The sequence below is a fragment of the Pseudoruegeria sp. HB172150 genome, assembly GCF_013184805.1.
Classification (GTDB): domain Bacteria; phylum Pseudomonadota; class Alphaproteobacteria; order Rhodobacterales; family Rhodobacteraceae; genus Psychromarinibacter.
This window is the reverse complement of the sequence record NZ_JAATNG010000001.1, coordinates 2419323-2444905: the sequence shown is the minus strand read 5'-3', so window position 1 is coordinate 2444905 and position 25583 is coordinate 2419323. Positions and strand designations below refer to the sequence as shown.

20 protein-coding genes are annotated in these 25583 nt (G+C 59.3%); 10 read left to right on the top strand and 10 right to left on the bottom strand.

Features of this window, described 5'->3' with window-relative positions:
- Positions 1-3060: hypothetical protein (locus HCO70_RS11615; RefSeq protein ID WP_172296016.1), on the bottom strand; the 3060-nt coding region annotated here is incomplete at its 3' end.
- A gap of 845 nt (positions 3061-3905) precedes the next feature.
- On the opposite strand from HCO70_RS11615, the gene HCO70_RS11610 reads away from it, so the two are divergent.
- Genes HCO70_RS11610 through HCO70_RS11605 form a run of 3 tightly spaced genes read left to right on the top strand, consistent with a single transcriptional unit; the run spans position 3906 to position 6820 of the window.
- Entirely contained in the window at positions 3906-5084 is a 1179-nt protein-coding gene (locus HCO70_RS11610; protein WP_172296014.1) for a type IV secretory system conjugative DNA transfer family protein, read from the top strand.
- A gap of 42 nt (positions 5085-5126) precedes the next feature.
- A complete protein-coding gene (locus HCO70_RS24620) occupies positions 5127-5282 on the top strand; it encodes a hypothetical protein (RefSeq protein ID WP_216665337.1) in 156 nt (51 codons plus the stop codon).
- A complete protein-coding gene (locus HCO70_RS11605; RefSeq protein ID WP_256372963.1) occupies positions 5279-6820 on the top strand; it encodes a recombinase family protein in 1542 nt (513 codons plus the stop codon). The genes HCO70_RS24620 and HCO70_RS11605 overlap by 4 nt, the downstream gene beginning before the upstream one ends.
- Positions 6821-7159: 339 nt before the next feature.
- Here the strand turns inward: HCO70_RS11605 and HCO70_RS11600 are convergent, their stop codons facing one another.
- Positions 7160-8302 (bottom strand): site-specific integrase, encoded by a 1143-nt coding sequence (locus HCO70_RS11600; RefSeq protein WP_172296010.1) that lies wholly within the window; start codon positions 8300-8302, stop codon positions 7160-7162.
- A 412-nt stretch (positions 8303-8714) separates the two neighbouring features.
- On the opposite strand from HCO70_RS11600, the gene HCO70_RS11595 reads away from it, so the two are divergent.
- Complete coding sequence (locus HCO70_RS11595; RefSeq protein WP_172296008.1) at positions 8715-9089, top strand: DUF1622 domain-containing protein; 375 nt, start codon at positions 8715-8717, stop codon at positions 9087-9089.
- A gap of 364 nt (positions 9090-9453) precedes the next feature.
- Positions 9454-10377, top strand: a complete 924-nt coding sequence (ligD, locus tag HCO70_RS11590) for a non-homologous end-joining DNA ligase (RefSeq protein ID WP_371742191.1) — start codon at positions 9454-9456, stop codon at positions 10375-10377.
- A 29-nt stretch (positions 10378-10406) separates the two neighbouring features.
- Here ligD and HCO70_RS11585 read toward each other — a convergent pair whose 3' ends face one another.
- From HCO70_RS11585 to HCO70_RS11550, 8 genes are all read right to left on the bottom strand, one after another.
- Complete coding sequence (locus tag HCO70_RS11585; protein WP_172296006.1) at positions 10407-11885, bottom strand: FAD-dependent oxidoreductase; 1479 nt, start codon at positions 11883-11885, stop codon at positions 10407-10409.
- A gap of 221 nt (positions 11886-12106) precedes the next feature.
- Positions 12107-13372 carry an NAD(P)/FAD-dependent oxidoreductase gene (locus tag HCO70_RS11580; protein ID WP_172296004.1) on the bottom strand — a complete coding sequence of 422 codons (1266 nt, stop codon included), beginning with the start codon at positions 13370-13372 and terminating at the stop codon, positions 12107-12109.
- Entirely contained in the window at positions 13369-13665 is a 297-nt protein-coding gene (locus HCO70_RS11575) for a hypothetical protein (RefSeq protein WP_216665336.1), read from the bottom strand. Before HCO70_RS11575 ends, HCO70_RS11580 begins: the two co-directional genes overlap by 4 nt.
- A gap of 173 nt (positions 13666-13838) precedes the next feature.
- Positions 13839-14591 carry an inositol monophosphatase family protein gene (locus HCO70_RS11570; RefSeq protein WP_172296002.1) on the bottom strand — a complete coding sequence of 251 codons (753 nt, stop codon included), beginning with the start codon at positions 14589-14591 and terminating at the stop codon, positions 13839-13841.
- Positions 14588-15511: a sugar phosphate isomerase/epimerase gene (locus HCO70_RS11565; RefSeq protein ID WP_172296000.1), complete on the bottom strand. Its 924-nt coding sequence runs from the start codon at positions 15509-15511 to the stop codon at positions 14588-14590. Before HCO70_RS11565 ends, HCO70_RS11570 begins: the two co-directional genes overlap by 4 nt.
- A gap of 23 nt (positions 15512-15534) precedes the next feature.
- Positions 15535-17274 carry an iron ABC transporter permease gene (locus HCO70_RS11560; RefSeq protein WP_172295998.1) on the bottom strand — a complete coding sequence of 580 codons (1740 nt, stop codon included), beginning with the start codon at positions 17272-17274 and terminating at the stop codon, positions 15535-15537.
- The gene (locus HCO70_RS11555) at positions 17271-18269 is read right to left on the bottom strand and encodes an ABC transporter ATP-binding protein (RefSeq protein ID WP_172295996.1); all 999 of its coding nucleotides are present in this window, start codon (positions 18267-18269) and stop codon (positions 17271-17273) included. Before HCO70_RS11555 ends, HCO70_RS11560 begins: the two co-directional genes overlap by 4 nt.
- A gap of 169 nt (positions 18270-18438) precedes the next feature.
- Positions 18439-19452, bottom strand: coding sequence for an extracellular solute-binding protein (locus HCO70_RS11550; protein WP_172295994.1), 1014 nt, complete (start codon positions 19450-19452; stop codon positions 18439-18441).
- Positions 19453-19602: 150 nt separating this feature from the next.
- Here HCO70_RS11550 and HCO70_RS11545 point away from each other — a divergent pair, with 150 nt between their 5' ends.
- The 5 genes from HCO70_RS11545 (at position 19603) to HCO70_RS11525 (ending at position 25492) form a co-directional block, all read left to right on the top strand.
- The gene (locus HCO70_RS11545; RefSeq protein WP_172295992.1) at positions 19603-20763 is read left to right on the top strand and encodes an ROK family transcriptional regulator; all 1161 of its coding nucleotides are present in this window, start codon (positions 19603-19605) and stop codon (positions 20761-20763) included.
- Between the two features lie 999 nt (positions 20764-21762).
- Entirely contained in the window at positions 21763-22704 is a 942-nt protein-coding gene (locus HCO70_RS11540) for an iron-siderophore ABC transporter substrate-binding protein (RefSeq protein ID WP_216665335.1), read from the top strand.
- Positions 22705-22765: 61 nt separating this feature from the next.
- Positions 22766-23731: an iron ABC transporter permease gene (locus HCO70_RS11535; protein WP_216665334.1), complete on the top strand. Its 966-nt coding sequence runs from the start codon at positions 22766-22768 to the stop codon at positions 23729-23731.
- Complete coding sequence (locus HCO70_RS11530; protein WP_216665333.1) at positions 23728-24705, top strand: iron ABC transporter permease; 978 nt, start codon at positions 23728-23730, stop codon at positions 24703-24705. Before HCO70_RS11535 ends, HCO70_RS11530 begins: the two co-directional genes overlap by 4 nt.
- Positions 24698-25492: an ABC transporter ATP-binding protein gene (locus HCO70_RS11525; protein ID WP_172295988.1), complete on the top strand. Its 795-nt coding sequence runs from the start codon at positions 24698-24700 to the stop codon at positions 25490-25492. Before HCO70_RS11530 ends, HCO70_RS11525 begins: the two co-directional genes overlap by 8 nt.
- Positions 25493-25583 lie beyond the last annotated feature (91 nt).

The following is a 25583-nucleotide window of genomic DNA, read 5'->3' as shown; positions in this document are numbered from 1 at the left end:
CCGTTCGCCGTTCGCATAGGCCGCAAGCTGTTCGTGCAGCGTCTCACTCGCCCACATGCCTGTTGCGTCGAATACCGTCTGTTGAAGCGCGTCTGCCTGGGCCCGGGTCAGAAGCCCGTCTCCAACGACGTTGCTGATATACAGGTCGGTGACGCCAAGCTGGCTGATCAGCGAATGGAAGGTCGCCCTGGTCTCTGATAGGCGCCACGAAATATCGAGCACATCGTCTCCGGCGCCGCCGGTGATGATGTTCGTTGTCGTGTCGCCGAATATCTCGTCGTCACCCGCAAGGCCATGAACCTCGATCACGGAGTTCCCATTGCCGGAGTGCCCGCGCAGATCGATGCGGTCATCCTGACTGGTCGCCACGATCTCCTCCACAGAGATCAGGTCGTCGAAGATTTCCTCGTCGGTCGTTCTTTCTACGGCTTCAGTGACAACCTCTTCCTTTTCCAGCTGGCCTTCATTGTACGACCGAATGACGATACTCTCTCGGGTATAGTAGGTGCCCGCCGCCATCGTGGTGATCACACGCATCGCGCCCGCCTCGGGGCCGGATGCCGTGGTACCGATTTGCGCCGCTTGTGCGGCGTAATTCTCGATGACGATACCGGTGGCCAGGTCATCTTCGGAAAACGCCGAATAGATTGCCGTATCGATTCCGTCACCGCCATTGAAGTTCACGAACGACCCGTGGGCAATGTATGTGTCGTCACCATCTTTCGCGTCGATCGAGAAATCGATCACTTGGCGGATCATGTTGCCTGTGTACCAGACGAAGTCCTGGTCGACCGTAACCCAATAGCTGCTGTTTTGATCTGTGATTACTTCGTAGTCGTATGTTTCGTGCTGGACGTAACGGTCTTCATAGCAGAGTTCGTTGTTGATCTGGCTGATGTCGAAGGTAGTCGACGTGCCTTGATCGTCGTCTGCTACCAGCCAGCCGTTGAATGTACCGATGTTGATGATTTCGCGATCCGGGACGCTACCGTATTCGGGGTGCCATTCGCCTTCAAACCTGGTGTAAGTGTTCAGGTGCTTTTCAAGCAGCGGCGTCGAGAAAGTGACATAGCGCTGGTCCCCGTCGTCGTCTTCGAGAATGACCTTATTCTGCGCAAATTGATCTTCTTCGATATGGACCTGATCGTCCTGCCAGCCATCATCGAGTGTATAGGATGAGCCGAAGTTACCGGCATAGTTCGTTACCTGGCCATCAATTCGGGCCATCATGATGAGTTCAAGGTCGGTCTGTGTCAGCGTCTCGTTGCCGACCAGCACGGCCGAGTCGTAGCCGCCGTCGTCCAGAAGCTTGTCGAAGATCGGAGTATAGCGCTCCTGCGTATCTCCGAAGCTCTTTTCCAGGCTCTCCTGGAAGAAGTCATCGATCGAACGGGTTCCGCCGTCGGTGATATCGTCGAGTGTCTTCTCGGCGAGCTTTTCGAGCCGGGCTTCCTCGATAGCCGACATGATCAATGAAGCGATGCCGCCGATAGCCCCCGTGATAAATGCAATCGGCGCACCTACGCCGGATGCCATCATGATACCGGATGCCAGAGTGAAGACGGAATCGACGACTGTCTTCGCAATGTAGTAATCTTGTTCGATTTTCAGGCTGTTGGACAGCGCATCGCCGAGGACTTCCGAGGAGTAGTCGCCGCGTGCTTCAACGACATCGATATACTCTTCTTTGCTAGCAAACTCCGCCCATTTCGACGGATTGATGGTCGTCGCGACCGCAGCAACGCACGAAATGATCGGCGACGCTTTGAGCAGGTATTTTGAACCGGCAACCCCGGCGCGGATGGCCAGATCAACGGCCCCCTGCGCGACCGCGAGGGTAACTGCCGTGGTCTGCAGCGCGAATTCCGCCTCCAGTGCCGTACGCTGGGCATTAGACAGGTTCGGATCGTCCAGCGCCTGTTGCAGCCCATCGAGCTTGAGTAAGGCGCCGGTCACAATAAAGGCGGTGCCGGCGGATGCGGCGCCAAATCCTAACTTATCTAAGTCCGATAGCGCCAATCCATTTGCAACTGCATCCAAGGACACTCCAATGAATGAAATTGCCGTCTGAGCTTTTACAATTTCAGAAGCATTTCTAAAATCATCGGAGGTCATCGCGGCAATCATGCTCGAAATAGCGAACACGTCGGTTGCCAATCCGAACTTTTTATCTAGCCGATTGTCGACAGCGAGAATTTGATTAACTTCGCCCGACAGATGGTAACTGTCCGCGAGCACGTCGATCTTTGACCCTTCCATGTCAAGGGCATTGACCGCGCGCGCGCTAAAAGTAGACGTTTCGTTTATGGCGTCGGAAATGTGACTATTGGTAACCCCTGAGCCTTCCAGGTTGTTTGCCTTTTGAAAGCTGTCGATCTTTGTGGATAGACTATCGAACTCCAATTGTGCATTCTTGTAATTTTTTGAAGCAGAAGATATTTCACTAATGTCTCCAATGCGCTCGGAAATTGATAGGTTAATTCTGGATTTTACCAAGTTATCGCTCGAATTGGAAGCCTCGGCGCGAAGTGCTTCCAGATCAATCGCAATCCTAGCTCGCGTCTCCGCTGGGAGTTTTTCCATTTCAGCTTCGAGCATATCGAAAATGCCGTCGAACTGGCAGCACGACGCCGATGTATTAAGGCCCGCATCAGCCAGAATTCTTTCGACTTCAATATTTAAATTGTATTGTATTACAGAGTAATGGCTTTGCATTGCATTCAATACAGTGGCGCCAGATGACGTAACCTTGTTGATCAGGCTGCTGCCAGTAGAATCCGTTGGATAGACGAGTCCAATTTCGGCGCCGACCGTATTGTGCCAATTTGAAAGATCACGAATAGCTTGGGAAAACGCTGCTCGTGCAGCGTGCTTCAGTAATCCCGACGTGCTACCCGTGGCTTGAAAGATTGCCCAGGCACGTTCCGCAGCATCGCCAGCGTCAGTTACCCGATCTAACCGTTTTTGCAGCCCGGCAAAATACCCAGAAACCGAATGCGAGTTGACCGTGAGTGCTCGCACGAAGGCTACGTCCGTACAGCCATCATCTTGGGCGGTCACTGATCTGAGCTCATCATATGCGGAGTATATGCAGTACAATAAGCTTTGGCTTTCCGCCAACGAGCCTTCAACGCCTATTTCTTCACGGAAGCCACTAGCCGCGTTCTCACCCAGAAGCAGGGTAAGAAACTCGTCTATTGTATCTGCATTTGTCGACTCGCCGCCGAGACTTGTCACTTTGTCATGCCCTCCATTCATCCCGCCCTACCGTCCCTATGGAAAAAACGAGTCAATCGAGAATTAATGAAAAATCCCAGGAAATACTAAATTATGCAGCGCCTACCTAATTTGGGAGCACCGAATGCAGCGCCAAAATCTTTAAATCCGCTAAGAATATTTTATCTCGCAGATGTCGAAAAACTCGCAATGGATAAAGTTAGTAGTGTTTAGATTAAAAGTAATTGATATGGATAATATTTTGTAAGTATTGCTCTTACAGAATCACATAGAGGTAGTCAAGACATAATAATGGATTTATGAGATTCTCTATTTATAAATAATATCTACCACATATTTCAGAAAATATTTAGATAATCTTTATTTTTTATTTTGATGTCAAAGGTGGCATTCGTGAGGTTGAAAGTATTTGCAAGTTTCTTTTCTGAAAACACTTCATAAATCTCGTTTTCTTTAAAATTTGTGCTTGCAAAACCTGACTCGAGTATCTGTCGTGGGATTAATTTCCCGCGCATCATCTAGGGTTGCGCAAACTAAGTGACGCCGTCTTGTAGCGCAGGTTTGACCGAAGTTTTGCAAAACGAATATTGCGCAGGCCACGTGCGCTGGAAAAGATTTACGAGTTGATGGGCCTATTTTATGTCTTACCCAACATACATAATTTATGTATGACTCAGTTTGAAATTCCAATCACCATTTTGGGCTTGGCCTATCGCCACTATCGAAGTTTTCCATTTGGGATTGCTTTACCCGATCGGTTAATGCACGTTTATTTGGTCGGCCAAACCGGCACCGGCAAGACTACGTTGCTGGGGAACTTGTCACTTCAAGATGCCGACCAGGGGACTGGATTTTGCCTAATCGATCCCCATGGCGATCTTGCTCAATCGTTGGTCAAAGCACTCGGAGAGCGCGTCACATATTGGAACATCGCTGACCCGGTCTGTCCGCTCGGGTACAATCCACTCGCCAAGGTATCGACGCCCATAAGGCCTCTGATCGCGTCTGGCCTCATCGATACGCTTAAGAAGCAATGGGCCGATGCGTGGGGAGTTCGCATGGAACACCTGCTGCGTTATGCGGTGCTCGCGCTTTTGGATACGGAAACGCCAAATCTCCAGGATATCCTCAGGTTGTTTCTGGACCGCGATTTTCGCAAACGTGTGATATCGGAGATCCAGGACTCGCAAGTCCGGCAGTTCTGGACAAAAGAATACCCGGCGATGAACTACAAGAACGCTGCGGATGGATTGGCGCCTATTGCCAACAAGTTGGGCGCCTTCCTAGCGCATCCAACGGTCCGCAGAGCCATATGCGCTCCGCAAGAGCCGCTGCGCTTTGGACGCTTTATGGACGAGGGGAGGGGGCTCGTCATAAATCTCGCTAAAGGCCACATTGGCAGCGATGTGTCCAATGTTGTGGGCGGTCTTTTGACTTCGAGCATTATCCACGCCGCATTCTCGCGTCAGGGGACAGATGCGGAATTCCGGAGCCCGTTCATGCTCTACATTGACGAGTTCCATTCCTTCACCTCTGAGGCGGTGGTCGATCTCCTGGCCGAAACCCGCAAGTACGGCCTGGGCGCGGTGCTCAGCCAGCAACACACCGCTCAAGCCAGCCCGGCTGTCCTCGCATCAGTGCTGGGCAACGCCGGCACGCTAATAAGTTTCCGCATCGGAACCGCGGATGCACCGCTCATTGCCAGTCAGCTCGGCTGTGTTGATCCGGCAGCTCTGCAAAGCCAGCCCAATTATCGAGCTGTCATACGCCTACTTGTTAACGGCGAGCCGACCCGACCGTTCTCGATGACGACGCTGCCCCCTTCTGCCCGGCGGTATGCTGCCTGATCCGGTCTTTTTGGAATGTGTGGCCAGTGTACCCTGTCTGGTATGAGCAAAGACAACCATCTGGAGCGGCATCTGGCGCTCTGCAAGCGGATCTACCTGCGTCTGTTGGCGGAGAGAAAGTGGCCATTCCCAAATCAGGCGGATTCGCCAAATTTTGAAGATCTGGTAGAGTCAAAGGACTGGAACGACGACGTATGAAGCCGTGCTTTGGATACATCCGGGTGTCGACCCTGAAACAGGGAGAGGGGGTCTCACTCGAAGCTCAGATGGACTCGATCCTGGCCTTTGCGAGTCGCGAGAACCTCTCCATCATCAAATGGTTTGAAGAGAAGCAGACGGCCGCGAAAGGCGGCCGGCCGGTGTTCAACCAGATGCTTACGCAACTCAGACGCGGCTCCGCCCGCGGCGTGATCATTCACAAGATCGATCGGTCGGCACGAAACCTTCGGGATTGGGCGATGTTCAGCGAACTGCCTGACCATGGCATCGACATTTATGTCGCCACCGAGACCTTGGACTTCAATTCGAGGGGCGGGCGCATTACCGCCGACATCCAGGCCGTAATCGCGGCCGACTACATTCGAAACCTGCGCGAGGAGACGATCAAAGGGCTTAGTGGCAGGCTCAAGCAGGGGCTCTACCCCTTTCGAGCGCCGATCGGGTACTTGGACAAAGGTAAGGGCAAGCCGAAAGCACCGGATCCGCAGAAGGCGCCACTCATTCGAGAACTGTTCGATCTGTACGCCAGTGGTCAGCATTCCTTGCGTTCGCTACAGGCAGAGATGAACCGGCGCGGATTGCGAAATCTAGCAGGCCGCCCCTTGAGCCTGCATGGAGTCGAGACCATTCTCAACAACACCTTCTATGCCGGCATTATCACCATCGCCCGCACTGGAGCGAGCTATGAAGGCATACATGAGCCGTTAATCAGTGCAAACCAGTTCGCGCGGGTACAAGATGCAAAGGCCGGACGCGCGGCGCCGAAGGTCACCCGGCACAATCATCTGTTCCAGGGGCTGTTTCGTTGTGGTCTCTGCGAAGGGCCGATGTGTCCGGAGCGTCAGAAGGGCCGTGTTTACTATCGCTGTCAGCGATCGAGCTGTCCGACGACGACAGTCCGTGAAGATCGGTTGGAAGACACTATCCGACATCACTTGAGCCGTTTGCAGATCAGTCTGAACCTTGCTGAGGAGATGGAAGACACCTGGTGTAAGGAGCAAGCCAATACAGACACAACGGCCAAAGCAAAGGCAATCAGTTTGCAGATTGCGGATGAAGAGCGACGGCTCGATCGGCTGACCGACTTGCTGGTCGACGAAGCGCTCGATCAGCAAACATTTCACGATCGGCAGCGATCAGGCAAACTGCGTCTGGTTGCCCTTCGAGAACAACTGGCGGCAATTCCGGACCCAGCCGCCCTTGCCAAAAACCACGGGGACTTCCTCGAACTGATGAAAAACCTTTGTTTGCTTTACGAAATCGGGGAACCAACCGAGAAACGTGAACTCGTGGAAAATGTCTTCTCGAACCGGAAGGTGATCGGAAAAAACGTTGAATTAGAGCCGCGCGATTGGCTTCGAAGGCCGGACCTTACGCACGGCGTATCCTTTGGTGACCCAGAGCGATACGGAGATACTGATTTGCCTGCTGCCCCCGCGGGGGCAAAAAATATCGAACATTTGATTTCTTTATCTAAGCGCTTAACTAAGCGTCGAAATGTGCATGAGGCAGACTAGGCGTCGCTTCCATCTTGGGCTGCGATGGTGCTTGGTCGCGAACTTGTTTGACTGAAACCGTGACTCGAATGCCGCCGAAACTTTGGCTTTTAGGTGGGGCCGCCTCCCTGGACCGAACACGGTGCCCTGTGATTCATGGACGTGTAAGAATTGCTGCAGGGAGCTCAGCGCTACCGAGTGATGCACACGCTCTTGGGAGCTCAGCACACAGCAGATTTACGATACAAGTCTGAGACAATCTTCGCGATTGGGCAGCCGCAAACCAATTTAACGGTTTGAAATCATTGGACGGAGTGGCGTGATTCGAACTCACGACCCCTGCCTCCCGAAGACAGAAGACTATTTTCCTGCAAGGAAGTCACCCCACATTTCGAGTAGCTCTCGTCTAGCTTCTAATAGATCGCTTCGCTGGTAAGCCCGTTCGACTTCACTGCCTACCTGATGTCCAAGCGACAATTCTTTCACTTCAAACGGCTTGTCGGTGCATTCTTCGGCCCATGACCTGAACGTGGCGCGGAATCCATGGGGCCGAGCATTGTAGCCTTCGCGTTTCATAAAAGATGACATTGCCATGTCCGAAAGATGTTTGCCGCGGTGTGAGGAGAATATGTGGCTCCCGGAGGCAGTTCTTCGCAAGGTTGTCAAGATATCCAAAGCGTCTCGACTGAGCGGTATTCGATGCAATTTCCCGGTCTTCGTTCGCTCGGGCGGAAGAGCCCATGTCGCCCCGTCGAACTCATCAAATTCCGCCAACCGCACCTCGGTTGTTCGCGCCACCGTTAACATCAAGAAGCGTAGCGCTAAGGGAGCGGCGCCAGTCTTTGTCGTCAGCCAATGATAGAAAGTGGGGGACTCCGAATAGGGCATGGAAGGAATGTGCTGCACCACATGACGTTGTTTGCCGAGTAGGGCGCGAGTTTTTATGGCTGCTTGGAGGTCCACGTCGAGCCCAAGCGCCGCGGCGTGCTTCAGCGTTAGGTTCACGCGTTGGAGAGTTTTCTCGGCGGCATCAGGCTTCTTGTGCCAAATAGGGTCCAGTGTTTCCCTCAGAAGGTGTTGGTCTATCTTTTCGATCGGGATGTTCCCAAGGCGGGGAATCAGGTGGGTCTTTAGCGGCGACATCCATCGCCCAGCTTCACCGTCGCGTTTCAATCCGGCTTTGCGAGCTTCGAAACAACCGTTAATCGCCTGCTCTAGGGTGAGCTGGTTGCGGGTGGAGCGAGCCTTCAACCGCTCAACGATTGGATCATCGCCATCTCGCAGTGCCTGACGTGCGTCTCTGGCACGGCGCCGGGCGTCGGCGATCGCGACATCTGGCCACGCTCCGAGACCCATTTCTCGGCGTCGGCCATTGACAGTCAAACGCAACACCCACTTCCCAGCGGTCTTGCTCCGTTTGACGAGCCAAAGCCCCTGACCATCGGAGTGCTTGCCTGCGCCGAGTGACCTTGCTTTTAGTTCATTAAGGGCGTTGTAGTTCATGCCTGCAACTTCTGCATCGAACTTTTTGGTCCCCCTTTGGGTCCACCTTCGTGGATGTGAACGAGAGTCACACTATGTGAATCTTTGGTCAAGCGAAAGTCTTTAAGCATCAGAAGTTAATACGGAAATGCTCCCACATGAGATGCCTTGAGAAGGTTGGGAAATGCCTCTCGACCGCACCAAATTCAACCAGCACTTGGCGGTGTCGGCGCTGAACCTGGAATGAGGTGCTGGCAGTTCTAGTGTCGGCTCGCGTGATCGCTTTCGCGGCTTTCAAGTGGCTTCTCGCATGCGTCTGCGGGCAGAATACAATCATTCCGGCGTTCCGGGTTGGTTCGTCCTGACGAAGCGCTATAGTTCCGGCAAGGCGCCGGTCGCAGTGGCAATTCGGGGAGCGAGGCGGGTAGGGGACTTGGAGACTGTCGCGGACATCGCCGACTACGTCGCCTTCGGTGTTCTGGTCTTCGGGCTGTTCGTGGCGACATATGTTGCTGTGCGAACATTTGTGCAGGCAGCGGGGGCGTGGAGCGATCGGCTGACCGGTCCCGTTCTGGATCGGTTCCGTATGACGCTCGGGCGGTGGCTGCTCGCCGGGCTGGAAGTTCTGATCGTGTCGGACATCCTGCACTCTATCGTGCATCGTACGCTGAACGAAATTGGAATGCTGGCGCTGATCGTGTTGATCCGGACAGGGCTATCCTACATGCTCGACGTGGAGATCGAGCGACTTGAGCGTCGTGAGGAAGCGCGCGCCGTAAAGGACGGGAACGGCTCCACAGGCGCATAGGCGCTCACCCGGATCTGGCAGAACTCCACTCAGGATGGTTTGATCGCCGGAACCGGCAATCTCTCTGACTGCGAGCCGCGGTGAACTTGGCCGGCGGCGGTGTTTAGGGAACCAGTCCGCAACCAGTTCGTTGGTGCTGTGAAGGCAATTGTCGCGGAAGCCGTTCCATGAACAACCTTTCATACCACCCATCGAAGCGTGACTTCGAGGAGATGGCGGAGCCGAACCATTACTCAGTTGTCGTCAATACGGGGCAGCCTGCGTTCGGCCTGCAGAAACACCATCCCTCGCGGCCGGTTTCGTTTATCCGTCTACTATCCGGCAAAGCGCTCTGTTCCTGGATGGCGATGCGCAGGAGGCACGGGTGTCGGGGAAATCGGAACAGGTCGACGATGCCGTGAAACTGCGTGGCGTTCACATCTCGCATCCAAGTCGGGTGGTATTTCCAGAAGCGGATCTGACCAAGGCCGACGTTGCCAAACACTATGATCTCGTGGCCGAAGTGATGATGGATAGCCTGTCGAACCGTCCTGTCTCGTTTCTTCGCTGCCCGTCCGGCATTGAGGGTGACTGCTTTTTCCAGAAGCATTTGGGCAAAGGTTTTCCGCAGAGCATCGAGACCGTACCCATTGAGGAGAGCGACGGCGAGACCGAGGACTACATGGTTTTAAGTCATATCGAGGCGGTGCTTGGAGCCGTGCAGATGGGAACTATCGAATTTCACATCTGGGGCGCCGCGCGAGACCGACTGAACCGTCCCGATCGCATGGTGTTCGATCTCGATCCCGATGAGAGCCTGCAATTCTACGATGTGCGCAAGGCCGCCTTGGATGTGCGCGAGGCACTGGCCGACATTGGGCTGGAAGCCGGAACCATGGTCACTGGTGGCAAGGGAGTGCATGTCATCGTGCCGCTGCGCCGGATCGCGGACTGGGAGACCGTCGGAACATTCGCCAAGATCTTTGCCCGAACCCTTTCCGAACGCTACCCGGACCGCTTCACCGCGAAGATGTCGAAAACGAAACGCAAGGGACGGATTTTCGTCGATTGGCTGCGCAACTGCCGCGGAGCGACGGCAATCGCACCTTATTCACTGAGGGCGCGATCTGGGGCACCGGTTGCCGTGCCTGTTGCGTGGGACGAACTTGCCAGGCTCGAACGGGCCGACGGATTTTCAGTGGCTGACATGCGGGTACGCCTGGATGCGGGCTGCCCGCTCTCCGAAGTGCCCAAACTGGGCCTCGGCAAGTCAACTATGAAAGCGCTCACGGATTGGGCGGACGGATAAGTCGCCGGCCTGTTCGGCGGCCTGATGAATCAGGTCGACTCAGTCTCGGAAGGTTCGTGTTGTGTCGTTGTCGCGTCCGGGTCGCGAACGTGAGCACCCTGTTTACGCAGCTCGGCCTGCAATTCGCCCACGTTAATGTCGCGCGGCTGCAGACCGCGGTTTGCGGCGACACCCGCGGCCGTTCCGGCCGCCTGGCCTGTCAGCCAGCACTGTGGGATCTCGCGCATGAAGCCGTGGCTGTTGGCATCGCATGAGATATGCCGGCCAGCGGCAAGTAATCCGTCGAGGCGTTTCGGTACCAGGCAGCCATAGGGCACAGACACAACCGGGAATTTCGGCGACACCGAAGGAGAGACACCAACCTCGTCGACACGGATCTCGCCCCCGGCCCAATCGCCTCTTTCGAGGCGTGAAACACCAGCGAGGCGGCGCGTGTGCCTCACACCAAGCTGCGGCGCGGAAAGCATCATCCACGCTTTCTGGAAACCTGGTGCATGGCGCCGGAAAAACTCGCAATGCGACAACATGAAACGGTGCGAACGGATTTCCAGTTCGGTCTGGTCATCGACGTTCAATGCCGACAGGCCGGACTGCCGTGGTCCGAGGAACAGAGCCACGTCGTTGCGCCAGGAGACATAGGGTGCCTGAAAAAAGCCCAGCGTCTGGCGGCCGAGCTGGTTCAGTTCGGAAAACCCGTCTGGATCGTTCAGGCGGAAATCAAGCCAGGTCTCCATATCTACGCCGGCCAGCATGAAGCCCGTATTGGCAGAATGGTGGACGTCACCTTCCTCGATATCGTCCTCGTATTCGCCGCCGGCGCGGGCAAAGACGTCACCGTCGCCGGTGCAATCTACCACGGCCTTGGCGAGCAGCGCCTGGCGGCCCTCCTTCGACTCGAAGGCCACACCCTTCACGCAGCCATCTTCGACGATCGTGTTGGCCATCCAGGAATGGAAGACCAGCCGCACGCCGGCTTCCAGCAGCATTTCCTGGCTAAGCAGCTTCAGCCTCTCCGGGTCCAGTGTTGGGGCCCAGGTAACGATGCCGTGGAAGGCCGAGGTGCGCAAACGCCAGTACTTGGCCAGCGCTTCGTCCTTCACGCCCCAAAGTTTCCGCTCCGGCCCGGCCACGCCTTCCTTGGGCATTCGGTCGATGACTTCTTTGGCAAAACCGCGGATCACCTGATTTCCTTCCCAGTCGGTCATCCGGTCGATCCAGATAACTACGCCGCCCGTGGAAAGCCCTCCGAGGTGGTTGTAGCGTTCCATGACCACCACGTCGGCGCCAGTTTTGGCCGCGGCAAGTGCCGCCGAGGTTCCGGCGGGGCCGCCACCGACAACAAGAACATCGCAACTGTGATAGACGGGGATGTCGCGCGCCGGTTCCGGGATAGTGCCGGTACCATTGCGCCGGGGCAGAGTGTGACGGCCGCTTTCGAAGATATCCGAACTCAGAAAACGGTCTTCACTCTGCCGGATCTCTCTTACGGCGGGCTTCTGCTCGGACATGCGACTCTCTCCTCCTGCATACCCGCGTCGAAACGCGGGTTTCGGACGAGCCTATTCGCAACGAGGCCTTCAGCGGTAGCCCGTCACGGGACAATGCACTTTTCTCGGATCGAGAGAGGCGGTGAGGTCCTGGCGTCGTGAAACTCCGCGTGGACCTCCAGGTTACAAAGCCCGGGGCGAGTGGAAATCCCGGTGAGATGCACTTTCCGCGGCTCTGACTCTCACCCCCAAATCTGGTGCGTTATCGTCCGGTACCAGGCGCGCGCATAATCTGCTTCCGCGGCGCGAACTTCCGGCGCGGCGCCGGTCGGGCTAACACCGCCGGATCCTTCAACTGAAACCAGTTCACCGCCCACAACTTCGTAAACGCCGGCAACTGAGAACCCGTAATCTGGAGCGGCAAGGCTGTAGCATGTGTTTATGAGTTTTGGCGATTGCAGTGCCTCGCCTCGCAATATCGCGTCGATGGCAGCGGCCACGACCTTGCCCTGAGCATTGGCGGAGAAGCCGGATTTCGGCATCGCTCCGGCAAGGCAGGCATCGCCGATCACGTGAATGCCTGGGACCAGCATCGATTCGAAAGTATCCGGTGCGACTGGGCACCAGCCCGTCCGATCGGTGACACCTGCGGCACGCGCGATGGCCCCTGCGCGCTGCAGCGGGATGATATTGGCCACGTCCGCTTCGAACTGCTCGAAATCAGTGATGATCGTCATTGTGTCGGGGTCGACCTCTACCACGCGACCGCCCCTCGACAGACCGACCCAGTCTATCATCCCGGGGTATAGCGCGGTCCACGCTTCCTCGAACAGTGCCTGTTTGGAGAAGCTGTCCCGTGTGTCCAGGATCAGGATCTTGGACCTCGGTTTTTCGTTCTTCAGATACCATGCGATAAGGCTCGCGCGCTCGTAGGGCCCCGGTGGGCAGCGGAACGGATACTCGGGCGGCGCGATGACGACGGTGCCGCCGTCGTCCATCGCCTCAAGCTGGCTGCGCAGGATTGCTGTCTGCGGACCTGCTTGCCAGGCATGCGGCATGATCTGCGCAGCGGCGTCGTCATAGCCGGGTAGGTCATCGAACTGCATCTCGATGCCGGGGGATAGGACGAGGCGGTCGTAGGGCAGAGAGGAATCACCCGCGAGCTGTAGCTGTCGGTTGTCCGGGTCGACACCCGTGGCTTCCCGCCGGATGACGGTGACGCCCGCAGCCGCGAGCCCCTTCATGTTGAAGGCGATCGCAGACATGTCGTTCAGCCCGCCGAGCACTGTGTTGCTGAACGGGCAGGTGGAAAACGTCGCGTTGCGCTCCACAAGCGTCACGTCATGGCCCGCCACGGCAAGAAACCGCGCCACGGTTCCGCCGCCGAAGCCGCCGCCGACTACGACGATGCGGCCGCGATCCTGTGAGCGGAGGGGTCGGGCCGGGAAAGGCGATACCGCCGCGAGTGCCCCGGCGGAGGCGATGAAATTTCTGCGATCTGGGGTCATCGGTAACCCTCGATCGCGAGCCATCGCGCGATGGCATTGATCTCGGTATCCGTGAAGCCTATTGCGATGCGATCCATCAGAGTTGCGTCCCGTGCTCCGCTCCGGATGTCGGTGATGGCAGCGACGATCTGTTCTGCCGTCATATCTTCCAGTGACAGATCGGTCATTACTGTGGCATCGTGGCATCCGGTACAGGCCAGGGCCCCCGGAGGTGCCGCCTGTGCCGAACCTACAGCGGGCAGCGCGGCCAGCAGCATCGCGATTGCGACGTAGCGGACAAAGATCGTCGCCAATTCGCCAGCCTCCCTACCAGTGAATGAAAATTACGGTAGTGCGAGATCAGGAAACCGGCAAACACTAACGGAAAGCGCTTACCTGCCAGTGCATGGCGGGCGTTTGGGCGCTCGGGCTGTATGAGCGGTGGTATGGAGAGATATTCCTCCCTCAGGATTGAGACTCCCATCCGTCAAGCCGTTACCTCCCGCTCGGAACAGTGCACGAACCTCGTCCCGGCCCCGGCAAAAACGTCCACGAATAGACCTTTGTCCGCCCCCGGCAACACCACCTCGCGCCCTGCGGCCCGGCACAGGACCTCTCCGGCGGCGCAATCCCATAGCCTTGTTCTCCGCTCAACATAGCCGCCAAGCCGGCCAAGGGCGACAAGCGCAAGCGATATCGCGCAGCTCCCCAGGCTCACAATTGTCTGACCGTCTCGCTCGAGCTGCAGTTCCCATGCGGCGCGTTCCGACGGCGACCAGTTGCCGTTGCGGCCAACCGCAACGAGCGCATTGAAGCGGTGCGGGCAGCCGCGCAGCGGACCATGGCATTCCAGCCCTCCGGGTCCACCGCACAGATGCAAGCCCAGTGCGGGGGCCGTAACGGCGCCAAGAACGGGCTGACCTTTTTCCATCAGTGCCAGCGAGACGCCCCAAAAGGGGAGGCCGCTCAGGAAGTTGGTAGTGCCGTCGAGCGGATCGACAAGCCAGTAACGCTCGCCTGGGGTGCCGCCCTGCTCCTCACCGACGACTGGAATGCCCGGACAAGTCGCGGCAAGCCGGTCGCGCGCCAGCCGCTCTGCAGCCATATCCACGTCGGACACGAAGTCGCGGGCCGATTTCACAGACACATTGTAGCTTCCGCCGTCCTGAAAACGGGCCAGGCAGAAAGTACCGACTTCGCCCGCAACCTTCGATGCAGTCTCAAGCAGGTCCGCCGTCATGCAGCGGCCGCTTGCGCGCGGACTTCCGCGAGCTTGAATTCAAGTGCGGAGATACGTTGGTGCGCGCGCTGGTAGAATGCTGCCTCACCCAGCGAATAGCCCATGCCATAGACGCGATAAGGCGTCTCGAAATTCATTGGGGGTTCGTAGGGTGTTGCCGAAATCAGAGAGATCAGGCGGTCCCAGTCAATATTGCCATCGTGCGGCAGCAGGTGATCGTCGCGGACAGAGCGGTTGTCGTGCAGATGCGTCGCGATCAGTCGGTGGCCGTAGTCTTCGAGGATGCGGAAGTTCCCGGGGTCGGCGAGTTCGGCGTGGCCGCAGTCGTAGCAGAGGCCGGCGACTTCCGGCGGGTGCCGGTCGAAGAGTTCGCCGAACATTTCGAGAATGCGCTCGATGGGAGCGGCGGTCAGGTTCTCGACCGCGACCCTCACGCCCGTACGGACGCAGTCCTCGGCGATCTCGTCGAAGGAGCGGTGGAAGCGGTCGTAGAAGGACTTGTGACCTTCGGGCGTGCGCAGTTCGGCTTCGTCGAGATCGACATGCATGACGACATTTGGCGAGCCGATGCGGCGACAGAATTCCAGTCGGTTACGGATCAGGTCCAGCCCGGCCTGCCGCTGCCATTCATGCGGGGACAGAAAATCCTTGCGTGTCTCGTTATGCGGTGCACCGACCTCGGACACGTTGTTCTTGCCGTGCGAGCCGTGGACCGACCAGGCCTTCAGCCCGGCCTCTTCCAGCATCCCGGCGATGTGATCCGTCTCGGACGGCGCGTAGACGTAGGAGTAACCGGCGTCCGGGTTCCAGTTCACATGGGTGAAACCGGCATGGGCGATCTCGGCCAGCGAATGGCGGATGCCCTCGTCGAACCAGCGGGGGTGGTTGGGCAGGTGCCAGCAGGTGATGCAGGTTTCCATGGCAGGTCTCCTTTTGAAGTGGCTCAGACGACGGAGATCGGCGCGCGGCCGAGCCCCAGCTTGTCTGCGAGCATGATGATGACGAAGGACACGCTCATCACGAGCGTGGCGTAGACGAGCCCCTTGGCCAGCGTCTCGGGGTCGTTCGAGACGGCGAAGCCTGCGATGGCGACGCCGAGCGGCTTGTTGTTGGGGTTATAGAGGAAGGCCGAGACGGTGTACTCGTTGACCAGATCGTTGAAGGCCAGGGCGGAGACCAGGATCAGCACCGGCGCCAGCAGCGGCATCGTCACCCGCAGGAAACGGGTCAACGGCCCGGCACCCAGCGACTGCGCCGCGTCTTCGAGGCTGGGATCTATGCCCACCATCGCCGCACCGATCAGGCGGACCATCATCGGCACGATGAGGATGCCATAGGCGATGGGCATGATCGCATAGGATCCCAACAGCACGTTGCCGAAGATCCAGGGGCTCGGAGCGTCATAGGCGAGGATCAGGCCGATGGCGACGAGCGAGGACGGCAGGACCCAGGGAATGAACAGCGAGAATTCGACCACACCGGTCAGCAGCGATTTCGACTTCGCTATGAGACGGCCGGCGAAGAGCGCAAGGCAGAGAACCACGGCGATGGCCATAACCGACATCACGGTCGAGTTCACCAGCGGTTCCAGCGTCTGCTGCGCGGTCAGGACCGAGATGTAGTTGTCGAGGGTCAGGCTGCTTGGCAGCACGTCGGTGGCGATGGACCGCGACGGCGCGAAGGAGAACAGGATCGTGAATACGACCGGAGTCGCGTAGATTACGAAGAGCACCCAGGCGATGATATGGACGGCGGCGTTCGACAAGCGGTTCTTCAGGACGACTTTTTGCATCGGGATCGGTGTCTTGGCGCCGCCGAAATAGGTCTGGCGGCGTTCGATCCAGCGCAGGCCGAGGAACACGATCAGCGAGATCAGGCCGAGAAGCAGGGCGAGGAGAGCCGCCATGTCCTGCCGCCGGACACTGTTCAGGCCCATGATCATCTGGTTGAGCATGCGGAACTCCCGCCCGCCGAGGATCGCGGGAGCGGCGAGGGAAGTCAGGGCAGAGAGCAGGACCAGGAGCGAGACGGCGAAGATCGTCGGGCGGACCACCGGCAGGACGACCTTGAACAGCGCCGAGATCGGGCTGGCGCCGAGCGAGCGGGCAGCCTCGACGGTGGCGAAGTCGACCCGGCGGATGGCGGCGCGCAGGAACAGGAAGTGGTAGTGGGTCATCAGGAAGCTGTGGGCGATCAGCACCGCGACCCAGCCGTGAAACCAGTCGCGGTTCATGCCTGGGAAGAAGCGGGTGAGCAGTTCGGTGACCGCACCGCTGTCGCCGTAGACGAAATTGTAACCGGTGATCGCGGTGACCGAGCCGAAGACCAATGGCGTGGCATAGGCGATCTTGAGGATGCCGGCGCCGCGGACCTTGACGAATTCCAGCACCATCACCTGAAACAGGCCCACGATGTTGACGGTGATCACCGTGGCGCCGGCCATCCAGAAGGTGTTCCAGAGCGCAGAGCGGACGTTTCTTGCGCCGGCGAGGCGGGCGATGGTTTCTGTGGTGACGGAGCCCTCACGGTAAAAGGCGGCGGAAAGGACGGTTCCCAGCGGAACGTAGAGGAAGGCGACGATGGCCCAGGACAGCATCGCGAATCCGGCCCAGAAGGCGAACTTTCGATAGGGCAGATCCGGGCGCGTCAGCTCGGCGCGCGCAAGAACGGTGAGATCGGTCATGGCTGCGCCTCGGGGTAGAGGTGGACGTCCGCCAGGCGGATTGAGACCGGTACGGTGTCGCCGTTTACGTGCTCTGGCTGATCGCTCGGAGCTTCGGCGGTCAGCCGCGTGTCGCCGGCGCGCAGGACGAGGCGTGTACGTGCGCCCTGATAGACCATGCGTTCGAGCGTGGGTTCCAGATTGATCCAGCCGTCTCCGTCGCGTACGCCGAGATGTACGTGCTCGGGGCGGACAAACGCGCGCACCGCGCGGCCGTTGGGCTGGAACGCGGGGTGCGGCGGCAGACACGACGTGTCGCCAATGAAGGAGCACACGAAGGCGGAGGTGGGGGAGGCATAAAGTTCGCGCGGAGTGCCGATCTGGCGGACGGCACCGGATTCCATCACGGCGACCCGGTCCGAGATGGCCAGCGCCTCGTGCTGGTCGTGGGTAACATAGACGGCGGTCAGTCCCATGCGCTGCTGGATGTCGCGGATCTCGTCGCGCATGGCCTCGCGCAGCTTTGCGTCGAGGTTGGAGAGTGGTTCGTCAAGAAGCAGAACTCGCGCGCCGAGGATCAAAGCGCGGGCGATGGCGACGCGCTGTTGCTGGCCGCCGGATAGCTCGGCCGGTTTCTTGGCCGCGTGCTCGGCGACACCTATGCGGTCAAGCGCGTCCTGTACGCGACTGGCGATTTCGGCGCGGTTGGTACGTGCGACGCGCAGGCCGAAGGCGACGTTCTCGAACACGGTCAGGTGGGGAAACAGGGCGTAGTTCTGGAAGACGACACCGATGCCGCGGTCCTCGGGGGCGAGGGCGGTAACGTCCCGGCCCGAAATGTGTACGGAACCGGACGAGGGCGTGACGAAGCCAGAGATGGTGCGAAGCAGCGTGGTTTTTCCGCAACCGGACGGCCCGAGGAGGGTGAAGAACTCACTCTCGCGGACATCGAGCGACAGATCGTGCATGACGGTCGTATCACCGTAGGACACGCTGATCCGTTCTAGGTCTATCATCGTCGTCGTCTCCGGGCAGGGCAGGAGGGAATGCCGCGAGCCTGCCACCGGCAGATGTGAGATTTGCAACAGCCACTGTGTTCGAGTGGCTGTCATCTGTAATTGCCTGAGCTGCCGCAACGGGATGGCTGGGGATCTCGGATTCCCAGCCCATTCACGCGCAATGAAATCAGAGCAAGTCTAGCTGGATTCGCTCCAGCCAGCCGTCGAGCTTTTCGGCCATCAGGTCCCAGTCGATGGGTTGCGGGTCGAGAAGCGTCGCGTTGGAGCGGACATCATCTGGGGACTGCGCGATGGCGTCCGGATGTACCGGGATCACTCCGAAGGTCTCTGCGTTCCAGACCTGGAAATCCACCGACTGGATAAATTCGAGAAAGGCCAGCGCCTCATCCATCTGGTCGGTGCCCTTCAGAATCGCATTGCGCTCGACAACAATCGGGGTGCCGCCGGTCGTGTTGACATACACGTAGTTGTAGCCGCCATCCTCGGCATCACGCTGAACCCCCAGGAAGTGGTTCAGCGAAATGACATTTTTGCCCGACGCCATCATCTCGGCACGGTTCATCCCGTCTTCGTAAATGACGGCATTGTTGTAAAAATCGGCGAACCAGTCCCAGCCGGCATCCGTCATCTCGCCGTTCTCGTCGATCTGGCGAGTGAACAGGCCGGCGAGGATGGCGCGGGTGGTCTGCCAGGTGAGGGCGCCAATCATGAACTTGCCTTCCCATTCCGGGTTGGCGAGATCTTCCCACGCTTTCGGCGCTTCGTCCTCGGACAGCAGGTCGGCGTTGTAAGACACGGTGATTGGGGTCTGCCGGTAGCCGTAGAAATAGCCGTCCGGGTCCTTGTACATGTCGGGCAGCCCGTCCAGCGCCTCGAGCGTGTAGGGCTCGAGCAGGCCCTCGCGCTTCAGGCCGGCGGTCAGGAAATCGATCAGACCGAAGATGACGTCGGCCTGCGGATTGTTGCGCTCGGCCAGAACGCGGTCATAGACGGCGCCGCCGCCCATGTTGACGAATTCGAGCTCGATGCCGAGTTCGGCCTCGGCGAGCTTTTCGATCTCGGCGGTGCGGTCTTCGGCTTGCGGGGTATAGATGACCAACGGTTCGGCCATCACGGTCGTTGCAGCGGCAAGGCCAAAAGTAGCCAGGCCCGCAACCTTGATGGTGCGGAGAGGTGTCATTGGCGAGGTCCTTTGTTTCATGGTCGAACGCCACTGGCGCCCGGTAAGACACGTCATACTCCGATTCTGTGACAACTAATTTACATTGCGCAATTTAATTTTTTAAACCGGGCTCTGGCCCGTATCGGGAATCCTGACTATGAAATCGGAATGATCGACCTGAGCGAGCCTCTGACCTTCAACGAACGGCAGCTTTTCGAAATTGTTCTGCGGGGGCCGAATCCATCGCGCGCGACGATTTCAGAAGCGACTGGGCTAACTCCGACCACTGTGTCTCGCCTGGTGTCCCGGTTCGTGGAACTTGGCATTTTCGCGGAAAAAGCCGAAAGGTCCGGCGGGCTAGGGCAGCCGAGAAAGAACCTGACCGTACGTCCGGGGCAGGTCTACACAGTCGGGGTGAACTTCATGCGCGGCCGGTTCGATCTGGCCGTGGTGGATCTGGCCGGAACAATCGTGTGGGTCGATACTGTGGAGATCGAGCAGATTACCATGGACACGATTGCCGAGCTGACTGCCGAGAGAGTTGAGGCGGCCCTGAAAGCTCGGAATATCTCGCGCCGTAGGCTAGTCGGGGCCGGATTCTCCCTTCCCGGTGGATTTTCCGAGGATGGCGAGGTGTTGCTGGCACACGAGTCGTTTCCGGAACTCGACCAGAGGGCGTTGGGCTCGGATTTTACAAAGGCACTTGGGTTCGGTTGCAGCTTTGACACGGATGGCGCCTGCGCTGCGCTTGGAGAGTTCCTATACGGCTGCGGCTCCGGCTACGACACATTCTTCTTTGTCCATATCGGGCATGGCGTCGGCGGAGGCGCGATCATCAACGGCAAGCTGTACCGTGGCGCGCACGGAAACGCGTCAAAGCCTGGCGTGCTGTTTCCCTACGATCAGCCCCGTCCTTCCGGCCAGGACCTGGTCGAGTTTCTGAAGCGCGAGGGATTCGCGATAACGGATATTGCCGATCTGGCGGAAATGCCGGTCACGGCGGAACCGGCCATCGAGGTCTGGCTGGATCGCGCTGCTGAGCAACTCGCCGATCTCGGTCGCTTTGTCACTGCCTTCCTGGATCCTGAAGCTATAGTCATTGGCGGTCGCCTTCCCGACCGGTTCAACTCCTGCCTTATCGAACGCTTGTCGGGAATTGAACTCCCCGGACCGTCCCGGCATCTTCCGAATGCCCCGTTCCGCGCGTCGCATCTAGGGCCCAGTTCCGGTGTTCTGGGCGCGGCCAGCCTACCCGTATTCGAACGCTTCTTCACCGGCGCCCATGCCTCGGCAGGAAATCCATATAGAAACGGGCGCCGGGCGGTATGACCGGAGGCGGATGTGGTCTGATTATGCATGGGCGACTGTGCTGGCTCCCTGAGGGAACCGCGGAGCCAGTTGCGAAAATCTGTTCTTTGACTTCTCACTCACTCTTCGCCAATGGCAGCGCGGCTGCGTGAAGGGTATTGACCCTGAACGAAAGAGACAAACCAACCGTACAGAATCCATCAATACGGGCGCACGTGGTGGCGAAGGGACTAAGCTAGGTGCCGATTCAGGTCACGGCAACATATTTATCATTAGTATATTGAACAGTTTTTCTGCCCATATGGTACGAAGCAGAGATCGGCGGCATCCGCTCGGTCGGATTGGCGAATGGTCGGATAACTTGACCCCTAATTTGACCAAACTCGGCGGAAGAGACACTTGCCGACATTTGCCGCGTTGTCGGGCCGTATTGTAACAAGCGGTTGAAACAGAACGGGAGTTTTCCGGTTGTGGGGGCCTGGCCCTGCGGATTCGGAGGTCCGTACTCCGATCCTCGGTGTTCCGGTGCAGGCATAAAGCCCGTTATGGGGAGGCTGATCTGGGGCATTTTGCTGGAGTCGCGATTGGTGGAAGCCGTGGACCAGCCTTAGAGTTCCGGGTGAGTGAGAGGCTGCCGTGTTTGTTCCCGGTGATTGGCGAGTCTCGTTGGAGTATTGACCGTGCAGCCTGCGACCACTGGATCGAGGCCGAAGCCCGGCAACCAGAGCCGCCCAGGTTGCCGCAATTGTCGCAGATGCTTTGGACACGCTCGCCGTCATTCAGAGCGAAGACGGGATTTGAACCCTAGGCTCGCAGCCGCGCAGGCTCAAGGTATCGCAGCCACTCTTCTGTTTCCTTGATCCATTGAGCCGTGACATCACTGCCTGAGCCGCCGTCAACGTGCCGTTGACAGTCGGAAACGGTCTCGCATATGCGTCGGTAGCAGCCACGGGCGGCACGGGACACCGCGGATCCACCCCCAGCCAGTAAGTTCGAAGCATTGGCCGGAGGTCTTCTGCCGTGAAACGGATCGCCCGTGTACTCTTGCCGGGAATACTGGTCATCTGGCCGCATCTGGCGGCAGCGCAGCAATGCGACGGCATCTTACTTGATAGCGAGTCGATCTATTCCGCGCCGCTGTGCCTTGAGGAGCCACCGCAGCGCGTGGTTGTGATGGATCCGAGTTTCAGCTTGGGCATCGGCATTGATGTCGGTCTGCCAATTGTCGGCGCTCCGCTGACCGACATGGGGGACGAAGAACTTCTGGGCAAGGCGGAAGAACTGGGCGTCGTCAATCTCGGGTTCGTCACGGATCCGAGCATGGAGCGCCTGGTGGCGTTGCAGCCGGATCTGATCATCGCAATGACCGGCGATGAGGGCCTTGCCTCCACCTACTATCCGATGTTGTCGCAGATCGCGCCGACCATGCTGGAAACCGAGGTGGACTGGCGCGCCTATTACAGGACACTGGCGCGGCTGAGTGGCGCAGAGGCCGAGGTCGACGAGATGCTTGCCGACTTCGACGTGCGGCTGGAGGACGTGCGAAGACGCGTGCCAGACGATGTGAACGTGTCCATCCTTCGCATTACCTCGTGGGATTTCCAAGTGTATCGCGGCGGCCCCGACGGCTACGCGCCCTTTGCGCTTCTTGACGAAGCGGGCGTGCGGCGCAGCGACTACGAGACCGCGCTGGCCCCGATCGGCATGCACCGCCCCGACTGGGAGGAACTGGCGCAGCTTGATGGCGACGTGCTGCTTTACATTATCGGCGGCACCAATACGTCCGACACCGACGGGCGGTACGAAGAGGTGCTGAACCATCCGCTTTGGCAGATGCTGCCAGCTGTAAAGGCGGGCCGTGTCCATCGCATTGATCACGGCACCTGGATGGAATTCAACGGGCTGCGTGCGGCGCACCGGGTCCTGGACGATATCGAGACATATGTCATCGGCACACGCTAAAGCCATCGCACACCGGGGGAGCGGCCGCGGTCTGGTATTGTTGATGTTGGCGTTGGCGCTGGTGGCGCTTTCGCTTTGGTCGTTGACGGTCGGTGCTTCCGCGATCCCGCTGAGAGACCTGATAACCGCGCTGACCGACCCATACGGCGCGTCGCGCGACAGTATTGTTCTGTTCCAGGTGCGGCTGCCGCGGCTTCTGGCAGCACTGTCGGCGGGTTCGGCGCTGGCAGTCGCGGGCGCAATCATGCAGGCGCTGACTGGCAACCCGCTGGCCGACCCGGGACTTCTGGGCGTGAACGCGGGCGCGGCCTTCGCCATCGTCACGGTGTTGTCCCTGACCCGGATCCCGGCGGGTCCCGAGCTGGTCTGGGTTGGCTTCCTGGGCGCGGCGACCGCGGCTCTGGCGGTCTATGCTCTGGGCTCGGTGGGACGGTCTGGAACGACACCGGTCAAGCTGGTACTGGCCGGGGTGGTCGTCGGCAGTTTGTTGATCTCGCTGACCACCACCGTCCTGCTGCACGATTCCGGTACACTGGACGAGGTGCGGTTCTGGACCGCCGGATCGCTCAAGAACCGGCGCATGGCGGATGTATTGCCGATGATGTCCTACCTTCTGGTGGCACTTGCGGTGGCCGTCAGCCTGGCATCGCAGTTCACCTCGCTCAGCCTTGGCGCAGAGATCGCGCGGGGGCTGGGGCAGAACCTGGCGCTGTGGCGCGCGGTTTCGGCGGCGATCGTCGTGGCATTGGCGGGAACGGCCGTGGTGGTAGCCGGCCCGCTGGGATTCGTCGGGCTGGTAGTGCCGCATATTGCGCGCATGTCGGCGGGGCCGGATTATCGCTGGACGATCCCGCTTTGCCTCCTGGGCGGAGCTATGTTGACGCTGCTGGCGGATACGCTGCCGCGGGCTCTCTTGGACCGCGACATTCCCGTCGGTGTGACCATGGCTGTGATAGGGGCGCCGTTCTTCATCCACCTGGCCCGCCGCAGGACCGGGCGCAACAATGCGACGGGGGCAGCGGCGTGACGCGCTTTGCTGTCCTTATCGTGGTGCTGGCCGCAGCGATGGTCGCCAGTGTGGCGATGGGTGAGTTGAACCTCGCGCCGCGCGACGTAATTTCGGCGCTGACTGCGCCCGAGACCGCGCCGCCGTATGTGGCGATGATCGTCAACGATTTGCGCCTGCCGCGTGCGATCATGGCGCTGCTTGTCGGTGCGGCGCTGGCGGTCGCCGGAACGGCGACACAGGCGATCATGCGCAATCCGCTGGCCGAGCCGGGGCTGATCGGCATCAATTCCGGCGCCGCGCTGATGGCAGTGATCGTGATCGTCGAGACCGGCACCCTTCCCGACAGGCTGATGCCTGTGCTCAGCTTTGCCGGTGCGCTGGGGATGTCGGTGCTGATATACGCGCTGGCGTGGCGCGAAGGCACATCCTCGCTGCGGATCATCCTGATCGGCATCGGGCTTGGCGCGCTGGCCGGCGCTGCGGCAACCTTCGTCTCGCTTATGGGAGACGTAGCGGCAGCGCAGCGAGCCATGACCTGGCTGGCTGGTAGCCTCCAGGATAGCCGCTGGCCCAAGGTCGTGACTTTGGCTGCCTGGTCGGTTCTGCCCTTCGCGGTGCTCTGGGGGCTGGCGCGCGAACTGGACCTATTCCGCATGGGAGACGAGGTGGGCCAGGGACTGGGGCAGAATGTGGACCTGATGCGCGGGGTGATCATTCTCGCCTGCGCGGCCCTGGCAGGGGCGGCCGTGGCCGCGACCGGACCGGTCGCATTCGTTGGTCTGGCCGCGCCGCATATTGCACGTAAGATCGTTGGCGCATCCCATCGGCTGCTGATACCGGCCGCGGCGCTGACCGGGGCAATCCTGGTGCTTCTGGCTGATATTGCCGCACGCCGGCTCCTGGCACCGGTGCAATTGCCCGTCGGGGTGATGACGGCGATCCTGGGCGCACCGTTCTTCGGCTGGCTTCTATGGACACGGCGGAATGAATAACTCGGCTGGCGCCATATTGACGGCGCAGGATCTTTGGGCCGGCTATGGCGGCGCGCCGGTGGTGCGCGGTGTTGATTTTGCGGTCGCACCCGGCCGTTTGACCGCGATCCTAGGCCCGAATGGCTGCGGCAAGTCCACGCTGCTGCGCACGCTCGCCGGATTGCAGAAGGCCGAAAGGGGTGAGGTGACACTGGGTGGGCGGCCGATTGCCAGAATGGGCAGTAAGGCGCTGGCGAGAGTTGTGAGCGTGCTGGCTCAGAACTCGGTCGCTCCGGAGCGCCTTACGGTGGGGGATCTGGTCCGGCAGGGACGGTACCCGCATCGCGGTCTGTTTTCCATGTGGTCGAGCTCGGATCAGGCGGCGGTCGACGAAGCGCTGGAGATGACGGGGACAGCGCATCTGGCGGATCGGGCGATGGAAACCCTTTCGGGCGGCCAGCGGCAACGCGCCTGGATCGCAATGACGCTGGCGCAGCAGGGGGAGATCCTGCTGCTTGACGAGCCGACCACGTTCCTCGATCCGGCGCATCAGCTTGAAGTCCTGGGGTTAATCCGCGCGCTGTCTGAAGCGGGCAAGACTGTGGTTACCGTGCTGCACGATCTGAACCTAGCAGCGGAATTCGCAGGGGAGGTAGTGCTGATGCGCGAGGGCGAAATTCGCGCGCGCGGAACGCCCCGTGAAGCGCTTACCGAGGCGACGCTTGCCCAAGTCTTCGGATTGTCTGCGCTGGTGGTGACAAATCCCGAAACCGGTGCACCTGTCTGCCTGCCGCGCGCCCCGCAGTAGCGCAATGCCACATGTGCATTATCCGCAACAGTCGCGGGCGATAACTCGACCATGCGTTCCGTCTCTTGACCCGCTCAAATACCTGACTGAA

What these genes read in the sequence shown, in the direction of transcription:
- HCO70_RS11550 (WP_172295994.1), bottom strand. Translation starts at nt 19,452, where the DNA reads ATGACACCTCTCCGCACCATCAAGGTTGCGGGCCTGGCTACTTTTGGC.
- HCO70_RS11560 (WP_172295998.1), bottom strand. Translation starts at nt 17,274, where the DNA reads ATGACCGATCTCACCGTTCTTGCGCGCGCCGAGCTGACGCGCCCGGAT.
- HCO70_RS11545 (WP_172295992.1), top strand. Translation starts at nt 19,603, where the DNA reads ATGATCGACCTGAGCGAGCCTCTGACCTTCAACGAACGGCAGCTTTTC.
- HCO70_RS24620 (WP_216665337.1), top strand. Translation starts at nt 5,127, where the DNA reads ATGAGCAAAGACAACCATCTGGAGCGGCATCTGGCGCTCTGCAAGCGG.
- HCO70_RS11525 (WP_172295988.1), top strand. Translation starts at nt 24,698, where the DNA reads ATGAATAACTCGGCTGGCGCCATATTGACGGCGCAGGATCTTTGGGCC.
- HCO70_RS11585 (WP_172296006.1), bottom strand. Translation starts at nt 11,885, where the DNA reads ATGTCCGAGCAGAAGCCCGCCGTAAGAGAGATCCGGCAGAGTGAAGAC.
- HCO70_RS11570 (WP_172296002.1), bottom strand. Translation starts at nt 14,591, where the DNA reads ATGACGGCGGACCTGCTTGAGACTGCATCGAAGGTTGCGGGCGAAGTC.
- HCO70_RS11605 (WP_256372963.1), top strand. Translation starts at nt 5,279, where the DNA reads ATGAAGCCGTGCTTTGGATACATCCGGGTGTCGACCCTGAAACAGGGA.
- HCO70_RS11610 (WP_172296014.1), top strand. Translation starts at nt 3,906, where the DNA reads ATGACTCAGTTTGAAATTCCAATCACCATTTTGGGCTTGGCCTATCGC.
- HCO70_RS11555 (WP_172295996.1), bottom strand. Translation starts at nt 18,269, where the DNA reads ATGATAGACCTAGAACGGATCAGCGTGTCCTACGGTGATACGACCGTC.
- HCO70_RS11600 (WP_172296010.1), bottom strand. Translation starts at nt 8,302, where the DNA reads ATGAACTACAACGCCCTTAATGAACTAAAAGCAAGGTCACTCGGCGCA.
- HCO70_RS11580 (WP_172296004.1), bottom strand. Translation starts at nt 13,372, where the DNA reads ATGACCCCAGATCGCAGAAATTTCATCGCCTCCGCCGGGGCACTCGCG.
- HCO70_RS11565 (WP_172296000.1), bottom strand. Translation starts at nt 15,511, where the DNA reads ATGGAAACCTGCATCACCTGCTGGCACCTGCCCAACCACCCCCGCTGG.